Origin of the sequence: Erwinia rhapontici, assembly GCF_020683125.1 — a bacterium.
GTDB classification, from domain to species: domain Bacteria; phylum Pseudomonadota; class Gammaproteobacteria; order Enterobacterales; family Enterobacteriaceae; genus Erwinia; species Erwinia rhapontici.
In genome coordinates this window covers 480,527-495,578 of the sequence record NZ_CP085627.1, presented here as the reverse complement: position 1 = coordinate 495,578, position 15,052 = coordinate 480,527, and the positions used below count along the sequence as shown (strand labels likewise).

Sequence of the window (15,052 nt, the reverse complement as noted above, 5' to 3'; positions counted from 1 at the left end):
TACGCGGGAAGGTATCTTCAGGTAAGGAGGTGATCCAACCGCAGGTTCCCCTACGGTTACCTTGTTACGACTTCACCCCAGTCATGAATCACAAAGTGGTAAGCGCCCTCCCGAAGGTTAAGCTACCTACTTCTTTTGCAACCCACTCCCATGGTGTGACGGGCGGTGTGTACAAGGCCCGGGAACGTATTCACCGTAGCATTCTGATCTACGATTACTAGCGATTCCGACTTCACGGAGTCGAGTTGCAGACTCCGATCCGGACTACGACGCACTTTATGAGGTCCGCTTGCTCTCGCGAGGTCGCTTCTCTTTGTATGCGCCATTGTAGCACGTGTGTAGCCCTGGCCGTAAGGGCCATGATGACTTGACGTCATCCCCACCTTCCTCCGGTTTATCACCGGCAGTCTCCTTTGAGTTCCCGACATTACTCGCTGGCAACAAAGGATAAGGGTTGCGCTCGTTGCGGGACTTAACCCAACATTTCACAACACGAGCTGACGACAGCCATGCAGCACCTGTCTCACGGTTCCCGAAGGCACTAAGGCATCTCTGCCGAATTCCGTGGATGTCAAGGCCAGGTAAGGTTCTTCGCGTTGCATCGAATTAAACCACATGCTCCACCGCTTGTGCGGGCCCCCGTCAATTCATTTGAGTTTTAACCTTGCGGCCGTACTCCCCAGGCGGTCGACTTAACGCGTTAGCTCCGGAAGCCACGCCTCAAGGGCACAACCTCCAAGTCGACATCGTTTACGGCGTGGACTACCAGGGTATCTAATCCTGTTTGCTCCCCACGCTTTCGCACCTGAGCGTCAGTCTTTGTCCAGGGGGCCGCCTTCGCCACCGGTATTCCTCCAGATCTCTACGCATTTCACCGCTACACCTGGAATTCTACCCCCCTCTACAAGACTCTAGTCTGCCAGTTTCGAATGCAGTTCCCAGGTTGAGCCCGGGGATTTCACATCCGACTTGACAGACCGCCTGCGTGCGCTTTACGCCCAGTAATTCCGATTAACGCTTGCACCCTCCGTATTACCGCGGCTGCTGGCACGGAGTTAGCCGGTGCTTCTTCTGCGGGTAACGTCAATCGACGAAGCTATTAACCTCATCGCCTTCCTCCCCACTGAAAGTACTTTACAACCCGAAGGCCTTCTTCATACACGCGGCATGGCTGCATCAGGCTTGCGCCCATTGTGCAATATTCCCCACTGCTGCCTCCCGTAGGAGTCTGGACCGTGTCTCAGTTCCAGTGTGGCTGGTCATCCTCTCAGACCAGCTAGGGATCGTCGCCTAGGTGAGCCATTACCCCACCTACTAGCTAATCCCACCTGGGCACATCCGATGGTGTGAGGCCCGAAGGTCCCCCACTTTGGTCCGAAGACGTTATGCGGTATTAGCTACCGTTTCCAGTAGTTATCCCCCTCCATCGGGCAGTTTCCCAGGCATTACTCACCCGTCCGCCACTCGTCACCCGGGGAGCAAGCTCCCCTGTGCTACCGTTCGACTTGCATGTGTTAGGCCTGCCGCCAGCGTTCAATCTGAGCCATGATCAAACTCTTCAATTAAAAGTTCGATTTGCTGCAACAAGTGCAGCGATGCTCAAGTGTAAAACGTCATAATGAATTTCATTATGTGTTCACTCTTAAGACTTGATATTTTTTGTCACCCTAAGGTGACTGATATCAATCCTGCGAGTGCCCACACAGATTGTCTGATAAATTGTTAAAGAGCGGTGCAATCAGTGCCGAAGCTTCCTGTTGCGAGGTGGCGTATATTACGCTTTCCTCCTTCGGAGTCAACTTCTTTTTGAGAAGTTTTTTCCGGCGGTTCAGATGCTTCCTGAACCTCCTGAGCCGCTGGCCGTAAGCCGTTGTGCCGTCTCAGTGGTTGCGCATTATAGGGATCCGAATTTATTGCACAAGCCTTTTTTAGATCTTTCTTTTTGGTTGCTGAGTTTTCACTCTTTTCGCTGAGATCTCAGGCGATCCGCACAAAATTACCGCGTCTTTTCAGCCAATCATTGATCAAAGATCACTTCCGGAACTAGGCTACTGGGATCGTATCGGTAAAGGAGAGAGTGATGAGCGACAATATACGTGCATATAAAGGAGTACGCCCTCAGTTAGGCGGACGCGTGATGATTGATCCCACCAGCGTTGTGATTGGTGACGTCGTGCTGGCTGATGATGTCGGTATCTGGCCTCTGGTAGTCATCCGGGGAGATGTTAACAAGGTCACCATTGGAAAACGCAGCAACATCCAGGATGGGAGCGTTCTGCATTTAACTCATAAATCAGCCGCTAACCCTGAAGGTCATCCACTGGTTGTTGGAGAAGATGTCACCATCGGGCATAAAGCGATGCTACACGGTTGCACGATTGGTGATCGTGTTCTGGTTGGGATGGGATCGATTCTGCTAGATGGTGTAATAGTAGAAGACGATGTGATGATAGGAGCAGGTAGCCTGGTCTCCCCGGGTAAACGCCTCGAAAGTGGTTACCTCTATTTAGGAAGCCCAGCAAAAAAAATACGCCCACTGACAGAAGAAGAGATTGGCGGATTGCTTTATTCAGCTAATAACTATGTTGGCTGGAAAAATGACTATTTATCAGAAGAGAGCCATACCCAGCCCTGAGTATCTTCTTTCTGTTGTTTGATCGCCAGCTCGGCATCCTCTTCCAGCTCCCAGCGATTCAGGCAGAAACAGGCCAGAGGATCACTTGTTGTAGGAAAACGGCGAAGCAACACTTCGCCGTCAATCGCACAAACCAGTTGAAAACCATTGACCAGCGCACTGAAGCAAACGGCCTGTATCGTTTCATCCCACCATTCACGCTCAGGAAACTGAATCGCCTGATTCACGCACTCATCTCTTGTTTCAACACATCAATAATTGGCGTGATTTCTGGCATCACCCCATGCCACAGCATAAAGGAGTGCGCCGCCTGCCCCACCAGCATTCCCAGGCCATCAGCCATCTGAGTCGATCCTTGCTGGCGACACCATTGCAGGAAAGGTGTATCACCCACCTGATAGAACATGTCATAGCAACGGCTACGCTCATTCAGCAGTCCAACAGGCAGATCAGGAATCCCCCCTTCGACACCGCTTGACGTTGCATTGATGACCAGATCGAACTGCGCATCGCGCAATTCATTCTGCGCAAGCGAACGGATACCACCGTGGTGCTGGAAAAGTGCCACCAACTCTTCAGCCCGCGCGTGAGTGCGATTCGTCACTGTTACACTGCAATTAAACGCGAGGAGCGGCAGGATCACGCCCCGTGCGGCCCCACCGGCACCGATCAACAGGATTCGATCGTCGGGATGAATCAACTGCAAACGCAGAAGATCGCTTAACAGGCCGATCCCATCGGTGTTGTCCCCCAATAGACGACCATCATCCAACTTCTTTAGCGTATTGACCGCGCCTGCCAGCGCTGCGCGTTCCGTCAGTTCACTGGAGAGGGCAAAAGCCTGCTGTTTGAACGGCAGAGTAATATTTGCCCCCCTGCCATCCTGAGCAAAAAACTCGCGAGCGGACTGCTCAAATCCATCAAGCGGTGCACATAGCCGGCCGTAAGGATGCGGAATACCGGTTTGTTCAGCAAATAGCTGGTGAATACGCGGCGATTTGCTGTGGCTAATCGGGTTACCGAAGACGACGAAAGACGGCATAAGTGTTCTCTTTATCCCTGGCGAATGAGATCGCCGGTTAATACATCGCGGATTTCTGATGGATTCTGACGACCACCGGTTTCGCCGAGGAATACCGGGAACGTCTCGCCAAACTGTGCCAGTACTTCAGCGACATCGCGACAAGGCGGTAAACTCGTCAGATTGGCACTGGTAGAAACCAGGGGTTTACCAAAGGTTTTGCACAATGCCACAACACCGGGATGATCGCTGACGCGAACGGCCAGCGAGGAAAATTGCCCCGTCAACCAGCCCGGGGTCGATGCACGCGCGGGTAACACCCAAGTGACCGGTCCTGGCCAGAGGGAAAACATCCGCTCTTTTTGCTCCGCAGAGAGCTGCTCATCGGCAATATAAGGAATCAGTTGCTGATAGTCAGCCGCAATAAGAATGAGCCCCTTCTCTATCGGACGATGTTTTAACTTCAGCAGTTTCATCACTGCTGCTTCGCTATCAGGATCACAACCCAAACCGAATACGGCCTCGGTCGGATAAGCAATCACTGCAGACTGACGCAGCACGTTAACGCAGTGCGTTAGTGACTCATCCACGGATTTCATCTTCACTACCATTATCTAATGTTACAGATTTGCCACAGGCTTTACTGGCGCAAAAACGCCTGACACCTCTGGCCGTTTTCTTTTCAATAAGCAGCGGAAACTGGCAGAACTCGCAGATCCCTTCCAACGGTGTGAAATTAACCGCGAACTGACAATCCGGATAACGGTCACAAGCATGGAAGGTTTTACCGAAGCGCGAGCGACGTTGAACCAGCTTTCCCCCCTGGCACTGCGGACAGGCAAGTGTGGTTTCATCTGGCTTATCGATGGTTTCGGTATGTTCGCATTCGGGATAATCGCTACAGGCGATAAACATGCCATAGCGCCCCTGGCGCAGTACGAGGTCAGCACCGCATTTTGGGCATAGCTGACCTTCAAGCACTTTAATGATGTGCCCGTCAGCCTGGCCTTTTAGCGGACGAATAAAGTCGCATTCAGGATAGAGTGAGCAACCAAGGAAAGCGCCATGTTTCCCGGAGCGAATAACCAGTTCTGCCCCACACTGGGGGCAGGGTTCATTTTTTCGCACAGCGAAAAGCGCTGTTTTATTCATAACATTGTGTACACGAAGGCAATCTTCAGTGCAGCATTCCTTCATTGACGTCGAAAAGTAGCTCTTCCATTTGCTGATAGGCGTTTTCACATCCTGGGATATTAAACAACACCATCAGCACCACCCATTTGAGATCGTCCAGATCAAACTCGAGAGTATCAAGTGCCATAATACGTTCGATAACCATTTCGCGCGTGTCCAGATTCAGCACCTGAATTTGCTCCAGGAACAAAATAAAGCCACGACAGTTGGCATCTAAACGCTGACTCTCTTCCTCGGTGTAGATACGCATAGACAGCGGATCGGTAGTCAGCTGAATCGGGGCGACCAGACCTTCCTGATAATCCGCCAGCTTCTCCAACCAGTTCAACGCATTATAAATATCTTCACGATGAAAACCTGCATCGGTTAAATCATCAGTCAATTTATCCTGATCAACACGCATTTCTGCTTCGTTGTGGATATACGTTTCAAATAAGTACATTAGTACGTCGAACATGGCTTGCCCTCCTCAATCGGACATAGCCGCCGGGTACAGCTGCGATCCACCCTGCTAACTCCAACTCAAGCAACTTCGCTACGATGGTTGGCACAGGTTGGCCGGCACGTTCAGCGACGACGTCAACAGGTGTAACCTCATCTCCTACGTTAGCCAACACATCGGGAAATGGCAATGGAGGATTACTACTCTGCGCTGAATTGTTTTCCCGTTGGGGCAAATCTGATAGCCAGGAGAGGTCGCTCTGTATTTGTTCGATAATATTATTGGGATGAGCCACAAGTAATGCCCCCTGCTGAATCAGCCAGTGTGTTCCCTCGCTGCCGGGGCTGGCCAGGGACCCCGGTAGCGCATACACGTCTCGGTTCTGCTCCAATGCCAGTTTAGCTGTAACCAGTGAGCCACTGCGTAACGTCGCCTCCACGACCAGAACACCGAGGCTCAGGCCGCTAATGATCCGGTTGCGCCGGGGGAAATGCGCGCGTAATGGCTGCACCGACAGAGGAAACTCAGAGACCAGCGCACCGCCACCGGCAATGATCTGCTCTGCCAGTGCCTGATGGCGCCGTGGGTAAAGAACATCAAGTCCACTACCCAGCACGGCTATCGTCTTACCTTGCACCTCCAGCGCAGCACGATGAGCGACACCATCAATGCCTAACGCCAACCCACTGGTAATCGTCAAGCCACTGAGAGCCAGCGCCTGGCTGAACCAGTTGCCCCATTCACTACCATAATGGGAGCAATGCCGACTGCCAACCACCGCCAGCTGAGGAGAGGAAAGTATGGCCGGATCACCCGCAACAAATAGCATCAACGGAAAACGTGTGATCGCCTTCAACTGCTCTGGGTAATAAGGGCTAAGAGGTGTAATAAAATGGTGCTGTGGTGCCTCCAGCCATTCAATACTCTGAGCAATAATCTGTTTATCATAATCAAGGAACGCCTGCTGCTGTAAAACCGACAGACCTAGCGATGCCAGATCGCAGGCGTCAGGCAACGCGATCGTCTGTAATTCAGTCATTAAAGTCAGGCGCTGTGAACTTGATAGCCCGGACAGAGTTGAAAGCCGCAAGGCGCACTCCACTGGTAACATGAATCTCTCCCTGATATTGCCCCTTCCCCCTGAAGGTTACCGCCACGAATGCTGTCAATCGCAGCGCGAAATGTCTACAATAAGAGAGATAAATATCTAATCCCTTGAACACAGATCTGGAAAGTTATGTCAGTTTTGCAGGTATTACATTTTCCTGACGATCGCCTGCGCATCGTTGCGGAACCGGTAAAAGAAGTGAATGCTAATATTCAGCGTATCGTCGATGATATGTTTGAAACAATGTACGCAGAGGAAGGTATTGGCCTGGCAGCAACACAGGTGGATATTCATCAGCGTATTATCGTGATTGATGTTTCTGAGAATCGGGACGAGCGGCTGGTACTCATCAATCCGGAATTGCTGGAAGAAAGTGGCGAAACCGGTATTGAAGAAGGTTGTTTGTCTATTCCTGAACAACGCGCACTCGTGCCTCGCTCTGAAAGAGTCAAAATTCGGGCACTGGACCGTGACGGCAACAGCTTTGAATTGGAAGCGGATGGCCTGCTGGCAATCTGTATTCAACACGAGATGGATCATTTGGTTGGTAAGCTGTTTATAGATTACCTGTCGCCAATGAAACGTCAGCGTATCCGTCAGAAGCTGGAAAAACTGTATCGTCAAAGCGCCCGCGACTGAGTTCGCTGACTGAAGGGAATAATGTGTCCGAATCATTAAAAATCATTTTTGCCGGCACCCCTGACTTTGCAGCGCGTCATCTTGACGCGCTGTTGTCATCCGGCCATCAGGTTGTCGGTGTATTTACTCAGCCAGATCGACCCGCGGGCCGTGGCAACAAACTCACCGCCAGCCCCGTAAAACAGCTGGCCGAACAACACAACATTCCGGTTTTCCAGCCTAAATCACTACGTCCCGAAGAGAACCAACAACTGGTCGATGCGCTTAATGCTGATGTCATGGTGGTCGTTGCCTACGGGTTGATTCTACCGAAAGCCGTGCTGGATATGCCACGTCTTGGTTGCATTAACGTTCATGGTTCCCTGTTACCGCGCTGGCGTGGTGCCGCACCCATTCAGCGCTCGCTGTGGGCAGGTGATGCAGAGACAGGTGTGACCATCATGCAGATGGATGTTGGGCTTGATACCGGCGATATGCTCTTCAAGTTGGCCTGCCCGATCGAAGCCAGTGATACCAGTGCCACGCTGTACGACAAGCTGGCGAACCTCGGGCCTGCCGGAATGCTGAGCACTCTGACACAATTGGCAGAAGGCAGCGCACAACCTGAAGTGCAGGATGAATCGCTGGTCAGTTATGCCGAAAAACTAAGCAAGGAAGAGGCCCGTCTTGACTGGTCACTTTCTGCGTCACAGCTTGAACGCTGTATCCGTGCGTTTAATCCATGGCCAGTCAGCTACTTCGTCATTGATGAGCAACCGGTGAAAGTATGGAAGGCATCGGTGCTGGCCGCCGTTAGCGGACATCAGCCAGGCGAAGTCCTGCAAGCTGATAAGCATGGCATTCAGGTAGTGACTACCGATGGCGTGCTGAATATCGAAGAACTGCAGCCTGCCGGCAAAAAGCCGATGAAAGCCCAGGACCTGCTCAACTCCCGCCGTGAATGGTTTACTCCGGGCAATATTATTGCCTGATGCGTTGCCCGGCACTCATGCCGGGCAATCGTAAGAATTGCGAATCCACTATGAAAAAAAATACTAACTTACGCAGTGTTGCTGCTCAGACTATCGAGAAAGTCGTTGAGCAAGGGCAATCGCTCAGTAACGTGCTGCCCGCTGCACAGAAATCTGTCGGTGAGAAAGACGCAGCCCTGCTACAGGAGCTTTGCTACGGCGTACTGCGTACGCTTCCGCAACTGGAGTGGATTATCAGCAAACTGATGTCACGTCCGATGACAGGCAAGCAACGCACTATTCACTTCCTGATTATGGTCGGCCTGTATCAGTTGATGCATACACGAATCCCGGCTCATGCTGCACTAGCGGAAACGGTAGAGGGTGCCATTGCGCTGAAACGTCAGCAGCTAAAAGGCCTGATCAACGGAGTACTGCGGCAGTTCCAGCGTCAACAGGAAGAGTTGATGCTGCAGATGAATGATGGCGATCAGCAGTACCTGCATCCAAAGTGGTTACTGGAACGCCTGAAACGTGCCTGGCCAGATCAGTGGCAACAGATTGTCGAGGCTAATAACCAGCGGCCACCGATGTGGCTGCGTGTTAACCGAAACCATCACAGCCGCGATGCGTGGCTGGCACTGCTTGAGGAAAGCGGTAAAACGGCATTTGTTCATCCGCAACACAGTGATGCATTAAGACTGGAAACCCCGTGCGCAGTGGGCCAGCTTCCGGGGTTCGATCAGGGGTGGGTCACTGTTCAGGATGCCTCAGCCCAGGGCTGTGTGGCACTGCTTGATCCACAGAATGGCGAGAAGATCCTCGACCTCTGTGCTGCACCAGGCGGTAAGACGACACATATTCTGGAAGCGGCCCCTCAGGCTGACGTCATGGCCGTAGATGTTGATGCCCAGCGCCTGGCAAGAATTAGTGAAAATTTGCAACGCCTGAACATGACAGCGGAAGTTAAGCTGGGTGACGGCCGTACCCCAGAAGCCTGGTGTGGGAATACGCAATTCGATCGTATTCTGCTGGATGCGCCATGTTCAGCAACCGGTGTCATACGGCGCCATCCTGATATCAAGTGGCTGCGCCGCGATCGTGATATCCCAGAACTTGCCTTATTACAGCAGCAGATTCTGGATGCAGTCTGGCCACATCTGAAGTCAGGCGGGACGTTGTTATACGCGACCTGTTCAATATTACCGGAAGAAAATCATCAGCAAGTAAGCCAGTTCCTGCAGCGTCATACTGATGCGCGTTTAAGTGATACAGGTGACCTCTCACAACCGGGTATTCAGGTATTTCCGCAGACCGATGGCGGTGATGGCTTCTATTACGCAAAATTGATAAAACAATGACCAGCGTGGCGCGTTACACTGCGCCACAATCTGAACGATAACCAACAGACTGAAGCATAATGAAAATCATCATTCTTGGTGCAGGACAGGTCGGCGGAACACTCGCTGAGAACCTGGTCGGTGAAAACAACGATATTACCGTGGTCGATACCGATGCCCTGCGTTTGCGTCAGCTGCAGGACAAGTTCGACTTACGCGTGGTACAGGGGCATGGTTCACATCCCCGTGTATTACGCGAGGCCGGCGCTGAAGATGCTGATATGCTGGTTGCGGTAACCAATTCAGATGAAACCAATATGGTCGCCTGTCAGGTTGCCTACTCTCTTTTTAACACGCCAAACCGCATCGCCCGTATCCGCGCCCCGGACTATATCCGTGATGCTGATAAGCTATTCATTCCTGAAGCCGTTCCTATCGACCATCTGATCTCACCCGAGCAATTGGTGATCGACAATATCTACCGACTCATTGAGTACCCGGGTGCTCTGCAGGTAGTTAATTTTGCCGAAGGCAAGGTGAGTCTGGCCGTGGTGAAAGCCTATTATGGTGGGCCGCTGGTCGGTAATGCCTTATCAGTGATGCGCGAGCATATGCCGCACATTGATACCCGCGTAGCAGCGATCTTCCGTCAGGATCGCCCGATCCGCCCCCAGGGTTCCACCATCATTGAAGCGGGAGATGAAGTGTTCTTCATCGCTGCCAGCCAGCATATCCGCGCGGTAATGAGTGAATATCAAAGGCTGGAAAAACCCTACAAGCGCATTATGATCGTCGGTGGTGGGAATATTGGTTTTGGTCTGGCACAGCGTCTTGAGAAACATTACAGCGTAAAACTGATCGAACGTGATCAGCAGCGAGCTGCTGAGCTGGCCCAGAACCTGCAAAACACCATCGTCTTTTATGGCGATGCATCGGATCAGGAACTGCTGGCTGAAGAACATGTTGATCAGATTGATCTGTTTATCGCCATCACTAACGATGATGAAGCTAATATTATGTCAGCCATGCTGGCAAAACGTATGGGTGCCAAGAAAGCGATGGTACTTATCCAGCGTCGCGCCTATGTTGACCTGGTCCAGGGCAGCGTGATCGACATCGCGATTTCACCTCAGCAGGCAACAATATCAGCGCTGCTAGGACATGTACGTAAAGCGGATATCGTGGGTGTTTCTTCTCTGCGCCGTGGTGTTGCCGAAGCCATTGAAGCTATAGCTCATGGCGAAGAATCTACATCGAAAGTTGTAGGACGTCAGATTGATGACATCAAGCTACCGCCCGGCACAATCATTGGCGCCGTTGTGCGTGGTAGTGATGTGATCATCGCTAATGACAATCTGCGTATTGAGCAGGGCGACCATGTCATTATGTTTCTCACCGACAAGAAGTTTGTTTCTGACGTCGAACGTTTATTCCAGCCCAGCCCGTTCTTCCTCTAATCGATCTAATCTCACTTCTCACCCGGTTCTGACCGGGTGTTTAGCTTTTTATCTGCAATCTCCGTGGAAAAAGCCCGATCGTTTGTTAGACTTAAAAAATTGGCAAATACGGGAGATAACAATGAGTTTATTCAAAGAGTTTCGCGATTTCGCGATGCGTGGCAACGTGGTGGACCTGGCTGTCGGTGTCATCATTGGTGCGGCGTTTGGCAAAATCGTGTCCTCACTGGTGGCAAACATCATTATGCCACCGCTGGGATTATTGATTGGGGGAGTTGATTTTAAACAGTTTGCCTGGGTATTGAAGCCTGCAGAAGGGGAAACCGCAGCAGTCGTAATGCAATACGGTATTTTCCTGCAAACCATTTTTGATTTTGTCATCGTTGCCTTTGCCATCTTCATGGCCATCAAAGTGATGAACAAAATGTACAAAAAGAAAGAAGTGGAAAAACCGGTGGCAAAACCTTCTGCAGAAGAAACTCTTCTGAGTGAGATCCGTGACCTGTTGAAAGAGCAGAATAACAAGCCGCTGTAAGCGAGCCTGGACTTCTGAAAACCGCCATAACTGGCGGTTTTTTTATGCCTGAAAAACCAGGAGGCCAGTGGTAAATACGCGATTTGCGCACTGACCACTGGCCTCCCAGTTACCTTTCTTCGCGTGTTTATCTTTACGTCGGAAGCTGCCTTTTCCTTTCTGATTGACTTCGATACGCGTTTTGAATAATGGGTCATGTAACAATGCTTCCAGAGCATTATCGCGGATAGTGCCCTTTTTATGCTGATAGACAGTCATAGTTTTTCCTGTTGATGGATGACGTTGGAGAATATAGACCTCTGGCAACGGAAATTCAATCGGTGCTTTTCGCCACCGTAGTAGTCGCGCCTTTTTCTAAGGCTTCAAGAATCGAACAATATACACTGCTGTGAGACGTGCCACAGCAGGCATCATTAAGGCGAGTAAGCGAGCGTTGCATATGATGTAATTCCGTAAGCATCGCTTCAACTTCATTCAGCCGCTTCTGTACGATGGTCTTTGATTCCTGGCAGGTATGATGCTCAGGGTCGACGCGAATTGACAGCAATTCACGAATCGCCTCAAGAGTGAAACCCAACTGTCGACCATAGCGAATAAACTTAAGGCGCTGCAGATCGCTGTCACTGTAAAGTCTGAACCCGCCTTCGGTACGCACCTTATGATCCATCATCTGCTGTTTTTCATAAAACCGGATAGTATCCGGCGTCACATCAGCCAGTTTCGCCAGCTGTCCAATACGGTACATTACTCTTCCTCCCGAAAGTGCTGCTGTATTCTGCGGCCATAGCCGCCCTGCAAAAAATCAGTACTGATTCCCGCCTGTTTCAACTTCACCTCAAGTAAGCTCAGACGTTTTGCCTGTTGATAGTAGCGCTCTTCATTTGGATCGACCGTTCGCATTAATTCATCCAGCTCTAGAGCTTCGCGTTTCATCTCCAGCTCTGGTGGCAAGAAGCCAGAATTCTTCAGAATACGATAGCCCGCACGCAGCTCAGAAGGCACATGGCTATCATCATCCAGCTGTAGGGGATGACCTGCTCCGGGGAGATTATCGAGCTCACCCTGACGAAGGGCCGCGAGGATATGCTTTTCTGCGAGTTGATCAAGTAAAGACATGATGGCCTCCGTTTACCAGATTGAGGTCAGCATAACGCATTTGAGAGAGAGATAAAGGGGGCAGGAATTTTGGATATAAAAAAACCCCGCAAGCGGGGCTTTTTCAATACTGCGGCAAATTACTCTGCTGCAGCTTCTGCTTGAGCTTCTGGACGATCAACCAGCTCGATGTAAGCCATCGGAGCGTTGTCACCAGCGCGGAAGCCACACTTCAGAATGCGAGTGTAACCACCTGCACGGCTCGCGAAACGCGGACCGAGCTCATTAAACAGTTTTGCCACGATCTCGTTATCACGAGTACGGGCGAATGCCAGACGACGATTAGCTACGCTGTCGGTCTTGGCAAGAGTAATCAGCGGCTCAACTACGCGACGCAGCTCTTTCGCTTTTGGCAGGGTCGTCTTGATAATCTCGTGACGAACCAAAGAGCCAGCCATGTTGCGGAACATAGCCTGACGATGGCTGCTGTTGCGGTTCAGTTGACGACCACTCTTACGATGGCGCATGACCTTATCCTTCTCAGTGAAACCTTAACCTGTGATCGGGTTATTCATCAGCGATGCTAGCGGGTGGCCAGTTTTCCAGGCGCATGCCCAGAGACAAACCACGAGAAGCCAGCACATCTTTAATCTCAGTAAGAGATTTTTTACCAAGGTTAGGCGTTTTAAGCAGCTCAACCTCGGTACGCTGTACCAGATCACCGATGTAGTGGATAGCTTCTGCCTTAAGGCAGTTAGCAGAGCGGACAGTCAATTCCAGATCGTCAACAGGGCGCAGCAAGATCGGATCGAATTCTGGTTTCTCTTCTTTCACTTCCGGCTGACGTACATCACGTAAGTCGACGAAAGCTTCCAGTTGTTCAGCCAGAATGGTCGCTGCACGGCGGATCGCCTCTTCAGGATCGATAGTACCGTTAGTTTCCATTTCGATGACCAGCTTGTCCAAATCGGTACGCTGTTCTACACGCGCTGCTTCAACATTGTAGGCAATTCGCTCTACAGGGCTGTAGCAGGCATCGACCAACAGACGACCAATTGGGCGCTCATCTTCTTCCGAATGAATTCGGGCAGAAGCCGGCACATAACCACGACCACGCTGAACTTTGATACGCATGCTGATAGCGGCGTTTTCATCGGTCAGGTGACAGATCACGTGCTGCGGCTTGACGATTTCGACATCCCCATCATGGGTGATATCGGCTGCAGTCACAGGGCCAATGCCAGATTTATTCAGAGTAAGAATAACTTCATCTTTGCCCTGAACTCTTACCGCCAAACCTTTTAGGTTGAGCAGGATTTCCAGGATATCTTCCTGTACGCCCTCTTTGGTGCTGTACTCGTGCAGTACACCATCAATTTCAACCTCGGTCACCGCGCAACCCGGCATTGATGAAAGCAGAATACGGCGCAGTGCGTTACCAAGAGTATGGCCAAAGCCACGCTCTAAAGGCTCAAGGGTCACCTTGGCGTGCGTCGAACTCACTTGCTCGATATCTACCAGGCGCGGTTTTAGAAACTCTGTCACAGAACCCTGCATTGTGTCCTCTCTTTGGTACTAAGCCTTACTTGGAGTAAAGCTCGACGATCAGGTGTTCGTTAATGTCCGCAGACAGATCAGTACGTTCAGGAATACGCTTGAACACACCTTCCATCTTAGTTGCATCAACTTCCAGCCAGGTTGGCTTTTCACGCTGTTCAGCCAGCTCCAGAGCGGCTTTCACGCGAGACTGCTTTTTGGCTTTCTCACGGATGCTAACAACGTCATTCGGAGTTACCTGATAAGAAGCGATGCTAACAACGCGACCGTTTACCATAATAGATTTGTGGCTAACCAACTGACGTGCTTCTGCACGAGTGGCACCAAAGCCCATACGGTAAACAACGTTATCCAGACGACCTTCCAGCAGAGCTAACAGATTTTCACCTGTGTTGCCTTTCAGACGAGCTGCTTCTTTATAATAGTTACGGAACTGACGCTCCAGCACGCCGTAGGTACGACGAACTTTCTGCTTTTCACGTAACTGCACGCCATAGTCAGACAGACGTGGCTTGCGCGCACCGTGCTGACCAGGAGCTTGTTCAATCTTACACTTGGTATCAATCGCGCGAACGCCAGACTTGAGGAACAGGTCTGTGCCTTCACGACGGCTCAGCTTGAGCTTAGGACCCAAATATCTTGCCATTTTCTTTCTCCAACATTCCTAAAAAACGGGGCGTTATACGCGACGTTTTTTCGGCGGACGACAACCGTTGTGAGGGATCGGAGTCACATCAGTAATATTAGTGATGCGGAAACCAGCAGCGTTCAGAGCACGAATTGTTGATTCGCGGCCTGGACCAGGACCCTTAACCATAACTTCCAGGTTCTTAATACCGTAATCTTTCACGGCCTCTGCGCAACGCTCTGCAGCAACCTGCGCAGCGAACGGCGTAGACTTACGAGAACCACGGAAACCGGAACCACCGGCTGTTGCCCAACCCAGCGCATTACCTTGACGATCGGTAATAGTTACGATGGTGTTGTTGAAAGATGCATGGACATGAGCCACGCCATCAGAGACTTGCTTTCTTACACGCTTACGTGCACGAACTGGTGCCTTTGCCATTATTCAATCA

Annotated in this window: 19 protein-coding genes and 1 rRNA gene; 6 read left to right on the top strand and 14 right to left on the bottom strand. The window is 51.1% G+C overall.

The window, feature by feature from the left end:
• Positions 1-22: 22 nt before the first annotated feature.
• Positions 23-1,565: ribosomal RNA gene (locus LJN55_RS02240) — 16S ribosomal RNA — on the bottom strand.
• A 515-nt stretch (positions 1,566-2,080) separates the two neighbouring features.
• On the opposite strand from LJN55_RS02240, the gene LJN55_RS02235 reads away from it, so the two are divergent.
• A complete protein-coding gene (locus LJN55_RS02235) occupies positions 2,081-2,635 on the top strand; it encodes a gamma carbonic anhydrase family protein (RefSeq protein ID WP_133847006.1) in 555 nt (184 codons plus the stop codon).
• Here LJN55_RS02235 and LJN55_RS02230 read toward each other — a convergent pair.
• Genes LJN55_RS02230 through dprA form a run of 6 tightly spaced genes read right to left on the bottom strand, consistent with a single transcriptional unit; the run spans position 2,602 to position 6,403 of the window.
• A complete protein-coding gene (locus tag LJN55_RS02230; protein ID WP_133847007.1) occupies positions 2,602-2,862 on the bottom strand; it encodes a DUF1488 family protein in 261 nt (86 codons plus the stop codon). The genes LJN55_RS02235 and LJN55_RS02230 overlap by 34 nt on opposite strands.
• Entirely contained in the window at positions 2,859-3,677 is an 819-nt protein-coding gene (gene aroE / locus LJN55_RS02225; protein ID WP_227535603.1) for a shikimate dehydrogenase, read from the bottom strand. The genes LJN55_RS02230 and aroE overlap by 4 nt, the downstream gene beginning before the upstream one ends.
• A gap of 11 nt (positions 3,678-3,688) precedes the next feature.
• A complete protein-coding gene (tsaC, locus tag LJN55_RS02220; RefSeq protein ID WP_227535602.1) occupies positions 3,689-4,255 on the bottom strand; it encodes an L-threonylcarbamoyladenylate synthase type 1 TsaC in 567 nt (188 codons plus the stop codon).
• Positions 4,239-4,808 carry a DNA topoisomerase family protein gene (locus LJN55_RS02215; RefSeq protein WP_227536448.1) on the bottom strand — a complete coding sequence of 190 codons (570 nt, stop codon included), beginning with the start codon at positions 4,806-4,808 and terminating at the stop codon, positions 4,239-4,241. Before LJN55_RS02215 ends, tsaC begins: the two co-directional genes overlap by 17 nt.
• A gap of 25 nt (positions 4,809-4,833) precedes the next feature.
• Positions 4,834-5,307, bottom strand: a complete 474-nt coding sequence (gene smg / locus LJN55_RS02210; protein ID WP_133847011.1) for a DUF494 family protein Smg — start codon at positions 5,305-5,307, stop codon at positions 4,834-4,836.
• Positions 5,279-6,403 carry a DNA-protecting protein DprA gene (dprA, locus tag LJN55_RS02205; RefSeq protein WP_133847012.1) on the bottom strand — a complete coding sequence of 375 codons (1,125 nt, stop codon included), beginning with the start codon at positions 6,401-6,403 and terminating at the stop codon, positions 5,279-5,281. Before dprA ends, smg begins: the two co-directional genes overlap by 29 nt.
• A gap of 126 nt (positions 6,404-6,529) precedes the next feature.
• Between dprA and def the strand changes: the two genes are divergently transcribed.
• The 5 genes from def (at position 6,530) to mscL (ending at position 11,321) form a co-directional block, all read left to right on the top strand.
• On the top strand, positions 6,530-7,039 hold the full coding sequence (gene def, locus LJN55_RS02200) for a peptide deformylase (protein ID WP_133847013.1): 510 nt from the start codon (positions 6,530-6,532) through the stop codon (positions 7,037-7,039).
• 23 nt (positions 7,040-7,062) lie between these two features.
• Positions 7,063-8,010, top strand: a complete 948-nt coding sequence (fmt, locus tag LJN55_RS02195; protein ID WP_133847014.1) for a methionyl-tRNA formyltransferase — start codon at positions 7,063-7,065, stop codon at positions 8,008-8,010.
• A gap of 50 nt (positions 8,011-8,060) precedes the next feature.
• Positions 8,061-9,350: a 16S rRNA (cytosine(967)-C(5))-methyltransferase RsmB gene (gene rsmB / locus LJN55_RS02190; RefSeq protein ID WP_212813640.1), complete on the top strand. Its 1,290-nt coding sequence runs from the start codon at positions 8,061-8,063 to the stop codon at positions 9,348-9,350.
• Positions 9,351-9,409: 59 nt separating this feature from the next.
• Positions 9,410-10,786: a Trk system potassium transporter TrkA gene (trkA, locus tag LJN55_RS02185; RefSeq protein WP_133847016.1), complete on the top strand. Its 1,377-nt coding sequence runs from the start codon at positions 9,410-9,412 to the stop codon at positions 10,784-10,786.
• 121 nt (positions 10,787-10,907) lie between these two features.
• On the top strand, positions 10,908-11,321 hold the full coding sequence (gene mscL, locus LJN55_RS02180; RefSeq protein ID WP_062749324.1) for a large-conductance mechanosensitive channel protein MscL: 414 nt from the start codon (positions 10,908-10,910) through the stop codon (positions 11,319-11,321).
• 42 nt (positions 11,322-11,363) lie between these two features.
• Here the strand turns inward: mscL and LJN55_RS02175 are convergent, their stop codons facing one another.
• The 7 genes from LJN55_RS02175 to rpsK all read right to left on the bottom strand — a co-directional run bounded on the left by LJN55_RS02175 (position 11,364) and on the right by rpsK (position 15,042).
• On the bottom strand, positions 11,364-11,579 hold the full coding sequence (locus LJN55_RS02175) for an alternative ribosome-rescue factor A (protein ID WP_133847017.1): 216 nt from the start codon (positions 11,577-11,579) through the stop codon (positions 11,364-11,366).
• A gap of 55 nt (positions 11,580-11,634) precedes the next feature.
• Positions 11,635-12,066: a Zn(2+)-responsive transcriptional regulator gene (gene zntR, locus LJN55_RS02170; protein ID WP_133847018.1), complete on the bottom strand. Its 432-nt coding sequence runs from the start codon at positions 12,064-12,066 to the stop codon at positions 11,635-11,637.
• A complete protein-coding gene (locus tag LJN55_RS02165; protein WP_133847019.1) occupies positions 12,066-12,437 on the bottom strand; it encodes a DnaJ family domain-containing protein in 372 nt (123 codons plus the stop codon). The genes zntR and LJN55_RS02165 overlap by 1 nt, the downstream gene beginning before the upstream one ends.
• Before the next feature lie 119 nt (positions 12,438-12,556).
• Positions 12,557-12,943: a 50S ribosomal protein L17 gene (gene rplQ / locus LJN55_RS02160; protein WP_003850180.1), complete on the bottom strand. Its 387-nt coding sequence runs from the start codon at positions 12,941-12,943 to the stop codon at positions 12,557-12,559.
• 40 nt (positions 12,944-12,983) lie between these two features.
• Positions 12,984-13,973: a DNA-directed RNA polymerase subunit alpha gene (locus LJN55_RS02155; protein WP_002919219.1), complete on the bottom strand. Its 990-nt coding sequence runs from the start codon at positions 13,971-13,973 to the stop codon at positions 12,984-12,986.
• Positions 13,974-13,998: 25 nt separating this feature from the next.
• Entirely contained in the window at positions 13,999-14,619 is a 621-nt protein-coding gene (rpsD, locus tag LJN55_RS02150) for a 30S ribosomal protein S4 (RefSeq protein ID WP_133847020.1), read from the bottom strand.
• 33 nt (positions 14,620-14,652) lie between these two features.
• A complete protein-coding gene (gene rpsK, locus LJN55_RS02145) occupies positions 14,653-15,042 on the bottom strand; it encodes a 30S ribosomal protein S11 (protein ID WP_004160563.1) in 390 nt (129 codons plus the stop codon).
• Between the last annotated feature and the right edge of the window lie 10 nt (positions 15,043-15,052).

Bases quoted from the DNA above. Each gene is read 5' to 3' on its own strand.
- dprA (WP_133847012.1), bottom strand. From the start codon at position 6,403: ATGTTACCAGTGGAGTGCGCCTTGCGGCTTTCAACTCTGTCCGGGCTA.
- smg (WP_133847011.1), bottom strand. From the start codon at position 5,307: ATGTTCGACGTACTAATGTACTTATTTGAAACGTATATCCACAACGAA.
- mscL (WP_062749324.1), top strand. From the start codon at position 10,908: ATGAGTTTATTCAAAGAGTTTCGCGATTTCGCGATGCGTGGCAACGTG.
- rplQ (WP_003850180.1), bottom strand. From the start codon at position 12,943: ATGCGCCATCGTAAGAGTGGTCGTCAACTGAACCGCAACAGCAGCCAT.
- LJN55_RS02165 (WP_133847019.1), bottom strand. From the start codon at position 12,437: ATGTCTTTACTTGATCAACTCGCAGAAAAGCATATCCTCGCGGCCCTT.
- LJN55_RS02235 (WP_133847006.1), top strand. From the start codon at position 2,081: ATGAGCGACAATATACGTGCATATAAAGGAGTACGCCCTCAGTTAGGC.
- LJN55_RS02215 (WP_227536448.1), bottom strand. From the start codon at position 4,808: ATGAATAAAACAGCGCTTTTCGCTGTGCGAAAAAATGAACCCTGCCCC.
- aroE (WP_227535603.1), bottom strand. From the start codon at position 3,677: ATGCCGTCTTTCGTCGTCTTCGGTAACCCGATTAGCCACAGCAAATCG.
- rpsK (WP_004160563.1), bottom strand. From the start codon at position 15,042: ATGGCAAAGGCACCAGTTCGTGCACGTAAGCGTGTAAGAAAGCAAGTC.
- trkA (WP_133847016.1), top strand. From the start codon at position 9,410: ATGAAAATCATCATTCTTGGTGCAGGACAGGTCGGCGGAACACTCGCT.
- LJN55_RS02155 (WP_002919219.1), bottom strand. From the start codon at position 13,973: ATGCAGGGTTCTGTGACAGAGTTTCTAAAACCGCGCCTGGTAGATATC.
- tsaC (WP_227535602.1), bottom strand. From the start codon at position 4,255: ATGAAATCCGTGGATGAGTCACTAACGCACTGCGTTAACGTGCTGCGT.
- rsmB (WP_212813640.1), top strand. From the start codon at position 8,061: ATGAAAAAAAATACTAACTTACGCAGTGTTGCTGCTCAGACTATCGAG.
- rpsD (WP_133847020.1), bottom strand. From the start codon at position 14,619: ATGGCAAGATATTTGGGTCCTAAGCTCAAGCTGAGCCGTCGTGAAGGC.
- LJN55_RS02175 (WP_133847017.1), bottom strand. From the start codon at position 11,579: ATGACTGTCTATCAGCATAAAAAGGGCACTATCCGCGATAATGCTCTG.
- def (WP_133847013.1), top strand. From the start codon at position 6,530: ATGTCAGTTTTGCAGGTATTACATTTTCCTGACGATCGCCTGCGCATC.
- zntR (WP_133847018.1), bottom strand. From the start codon at position 12,066: ATGTACCGTATTGGACAGCTGGCGAAACTGGCTGATGTGACGCCGGAT.